At 57.3% G+C, this 3,977-nt stretch carries 5 protein-coding genes; 4 read left to right on the top strand and 1 reads right to left on the bottom strand.

The annotated features are described in order from the left end of the window. On the bottom strand, positions 1 to 460 hold a 460-nt coding region (locus NTZ04_03745), incomplete at its 3' end, for a 3-hydroxyacyl-CoA dehydrogenase NAD-binding domain-containing protein (GenBank protein MCX5991429.1). Positions 461 to 623: 163 nt separating this feature from the next. Here NTZ04_03745 and NTZ04_03740 point away from each other — a divergent pair. The 4 genes from NTZ04_03740 to NTZ04_03725 are packed head-to-tail and all read left to right on the top strand — an operon-like array spanning position 624 to position 3,813. Further along, positions 624 to 1,340 carry a 2-oxoacid:acceptor oxidoreductase family protein gene (locus NTZ04_03740; protein MCX5991428.1) on the top strand — a complete coding sequence of 239 codons (717 nt, stop codon included), beginning with the start codon at positions 624 to 626 and terminating at the stop codon, positions 1,338 to 1,340. A 9-nt stretch (positions 1,341 to 1,349) separates the two neighbouring features. After that, the gene (locus tag NTZ04_03735; GenBank protein ID MCX5991427.1) at positions 1,350 to 1,646 is read left to right on the top strand and encodes a 4Fe-4S binding protein; all 297 of its coding nucleotides are present in this window, start codon (positions 1,350 to 1,352) and stop codon (positions 1,644 to 1,646) included. Between the two features lie 18 nt (positions 1,647 to 1,664). Further along, positions 1,665 to 2,897 (top strand): pyruvate ferredoxin oxidoreductase, encoded by a 1,233-nt coding sequence (locus NTZ04_03730; protein ID MCX5991426.1) that lies wholly within the window; start codon positions 1,665 to 1,667, stop codon positions 2,895 to 2,897. A 10-nt stretch (positions 2,898 to 2,907) separates the two neighbouring features. After that, a complete protein-coding gene (locus NTZ04_03725) occupies positions 2,908 to 3,813 on the top strand; it encodes a thiamine pyrophosphate-dependent enzyme (protein ID MCX5991425.1) in 906 nt (301 codons plus the stop codon). Positions 3,814 to 3,977: the final 164 nt, after the last annotated feature.

The following is a 3,977-nucleotide window of genomic DNA, read 5'->3' as shown; positions in this document are numbered from 1 at the left end:
GCATTCTGTTGACCGGGTTGAAGAAATGCATCCCCACCACGCGTTCTGGCCTGGCGGTAGCCGAGGCCATCTCCGAGATGTTCTGGAAGGATGTGTTGGAAGCCAGAACTGCGTCCTGAGGAGCATGCTTGTCCATCTTCTGGAAGACATCTTTCTTGAGGAGCATCCTCTCGGGGACAGCTTCTATTGCGAAATCGATTTCTCTGACTGCCTCCTCAATGGCAGTGAATCCTCTGATTCGCCCCATTGCTGCCGCTTTCTCCTCCGGACTCATCTTGCCCTTGGATACAAGGAAACGCTCCAGCCTGGCATCTATCCCGCGTACACCCTGTTTCACCAGTTCGTCGGTGGCGTCTACGGCTGCCACCTCGATCTTCCCGAGTGCCAGGATTTCGGCCAACTGAGACCCCATCATACCCATGCCGATCACAGCCGCTTTGCTGATTCTCCGTGCTACCATAGCATTCCTCCTCCTTCCTGCTCCTAGTGACTGCCCAGAAGGTCCTCGCCGCCCACGTTGGCAGAGACGCCGGCCCACGCGGTCGAAGCTTGCGCGTTCGCCCGTGCAGATCAGATGTACTCTGTGACCCGCCTGACTACTTATACCACTTCTTGGGTTACACTTGCCAGAGGATGGGTGGGTCGGGGGAAAAGCGCGTAATGACTTCAACTTGAGGTATAATCAGGTAGGCGCAGCCAGCGCGACCCCGAGGGTGCGCGATTCTGGGCTTGGAGGATTCGGAATACCGGCAGACCATATCGCAGATACCAGGCCATATGAGATTCGGTGGCACGGCCGTGGGGGGCAGGGAGCCATAACCGCCGCCAAGATATTCGCGCAGGCGGCCCATCTCGATGGATACCTTGGGGCCACGGCGGCTCCATCATTTGGTGCCGAGAGAAGAGGCGCTCCGGTAAGTGGATCAACGCGGATATCCTCCAGACCCATCATGGTCGTATCTCAGATTGAGGAACCCGACATGGTGGTCGTCTTGGACCACACGCTGCTGAAAGATCGGGAAGTGCTCAGCGGACTCCGCACAGGGGGTTGGCTCGTGGTCAATTGTCGGCAGGCCCCGAGACATCTCAATGCGGAGGGCGAGTTCAACATAGCTACCGCCGATGCCACGGGCATATGCCGGGAGCTGGGGCTGATAGTTGGCGGACTTATCATCGTCAACACAGCTATGCTGGGGGCAGTAATTCGTGCCTCCGGGCTGGTAGATTTGGCCAACCTGAGCAAGCCGATAAGGGACAGATTCTCCAACCGGGCCGCTGACTTGAACCTGGCCGCGATTGAGAAGACGTACAGAGAGACGATTATCGAGAAGGCGAGATAAACACGGGCGATGGGAACTAGGGACTGCGGACACATATGTGGTGAATCCTCGCCGGGGATCGGCGAGGGAGGGAAGACGGGCGAGTGGCGGAACTCGCGGCCAGTCATTGACGAGGACAAGTGCACTCCTGCCAGGAAGAACAAGCCCACTTGCTTCCTCTGCTGGTTGTTTTGCCCGGAGGTGACTATCAGCAAGACGATCCCTCTCCGCATAGACCTGGAGTACTGCAAAGGTTGCGGAATATGCGCCGAAGTGTGTCCCACCCGTGCCATCGCCATGGTGGACGAAGAGAAGTTCCTTTGCTGAAGAACGGAATATGATAGCTTGACAGAGACCAACACGGCTGGAAGAGAACCTCCTGATCAGATGCTCGACGGGAATCGAGCCGCGGCCATCGGCGCGAAGCTTTGCCGGGTCCAGGTGGTAGCTGCGTACCCCATAACACCGCAGACGCCGGTTACGGAGGCGTTATCTGAGTTTGTCGAAAGACGAGAGCTTCCGGCTCAATATATCACTGTCGAGAGTGAGCACAGCGCGCTCGCTGTGTGCAGTTCCGCATCGCTGGTGGGAGCCAGAACCTTTACGGCAACCAGTTCGCATGGGCTGGCGTACATGCACGAGATGCTGCACTGGGTGGCCGGGACGCGTCTCCCTGTGGTGCTAGCCTGCGTCAACCGGGCCATTGGGGCTCCGTGGAACGTGCTGAACGACCAGCAGGACTCCATATCGCAGCGGGACACCGGCTGGATACAAATGTACGCTCGGAACAACCAGGAAATACTGGATTCGATGATACAAGCATACAAGATCGCGGAAAAGACCTATTTGCCCGTCATGGTCTGCTACGATGGCTACATCCTGTCCCACACCGAGATGCCCGTAGAGGTCCCATCCCAGGATGCTGTAGACAGGTATCTGCCTCCCTATAGGCCACACACTGTCTTAGACCCGGGCAATCCCAAGAACTACAACTTGGTGACTCTGGCAAATCCGAGAGCCAATGCGGAGGGAGTGCTGTGCCACGGCTACATGGAGATCAGGTATCTTCTCCAGGAAGCTCTACAGAAGTCAAGAGAGACCATATCCGCCGCAGGCCAAGAGTTCGGCGAGCTATTCGGAAGAAGTTACGCCAAACTCCTGTGGGAACACAGGATGCAAGATGCTGAGATAGCCATAGTGACCATGGGCAGTCTGGCGCTGGAAGCTGTGGTGGCCGCGGATGCCCTCCGTAAGCAGGGGGCGAAAGCGGGCGTCTTGGGCCTAAGAGTATTCAGACCATTCCCAGGGAGAGACATAGCAGAGGCGCTGCGGCGGTGTCGACTGGTCGTTGTCTTTGACAAGAATGTCAGCTATGGCAACGAAGGCGCTACATGCAATGAGATAAAGGCTGCCCTCTATGGCAGTGGCGCCAGCGCAGCGGTCAGCAATTTCATAGTCGGCCTGGGGGGACGCGACGTGAAGGCCAGGGATCTGGCGGATGCGGTGAAGGGGGCCCTGTCCTCGCTCGAGAGAGGCGCCTTGAGCAATGAATGCGCCCAATGGATCTGTGAGATATGAGAGGACAATAGTGTCACAGGTAAACGCGGTCAGCCTGACAGAAAAGGAATACCTGCTTCCGGGCAACAGGCTGTGCCCCGGCTGTGCCTTGTCTCTGGCCTACCGTCACATCCTGAAGGCCCTGGATGGACGGGCCATAATCACAGTGCCGGCGAGTTGCCTTACGGTACTTCACGGCATGTATCCGGTTACCTCTGTCACCGTCCCCTGTGTCAATACGCCATTTGCCTCGGTTGCAGCATCGGCTGCCGGGTTGGTGGCCGGCTTGAAGGCAGTGGGCAGAACAGACCTGACCGTAGTGGCAGTGGCTGGAGATGGTGGCACACATGACATAGGAATTCAAGCACTGAGCGGCGCCGCGGAGAGACATGATGACTTCATCTATATCTGCTACGACAACGAAGGCTACATGAACACCGGCAATCAGCGTTCAGGCTCTTCTCCGCTTGGCGCAATATCCGGCACTACCCCCATTCTGGGCAAGCGGCAGCACCAGAAGGACATCGTGGCAATAATGGAGGCCCATGCCGTTCCCTACGTGGCAACGGCAAATGCATCATACCCGCTGGACCTCTATCAGAAGGTAAGGAAGGCTATGTCCATGGTCGGACTGAGATTCATACATGTGTACTCGCCGTGTCCTCCAGGCTGGGGGTTCCCTTTCAGTGCCACCATCAGGATTGGCGAACTGGCTGTGCAGACCGGATGGAACGTACTCTATGAGGTTGAGAATGGAGTATTCCAGCTGACCGCAGGCAGTGAATCCGTCGCCAGGAAGGGCAACCCGACACATGTGAGGGAGTTTCTGACAGCACAGGGAAGGTTCAGCAATGTCACTGAGGAGACCGTGCAGGAACTGCAGGACTGGGTGACGGCCAAGTGGCAACGTTACTTGGAGCGGGCAAGGTCATCTTGAGGGGCGCTGTGGCTGCCGAGCCAGGATTCGAACCTGGGCTGAGGGATCCAGAGTCCTGATGCCAAAAAGCTAATGCCTGTTGGCATAAACGGGACGCAGCCGACTCCTCCTTTCTTCTATTTTTTTCCCACGCAATTCTCAGCGAGCACGTATAGTGTGGTCCG

The organism is Chloroflexota bacterium, assembly GCA_026389585.1.
GTDB lineage: Bacteria > Chloroflexota > Dehalococcoidia > UBA2247 > RBG-13-53-26 > JAPLHP01.
The sequence above is the reverse complement of the archived record's forward strand: the minus strand, read 5'-3'. Positions and strand labels throughout refer to the sequence as shown.

What these genes read in the sequence shown, in the direction of transcription:
- NTZ04_03735 (MCX5991427.1), top strand. Translation starts at nt 1,350, where the DNA reads ATGGGAACTAGGGACTGCGGACACATATGTGGTGAATCCTCGCCGGGG.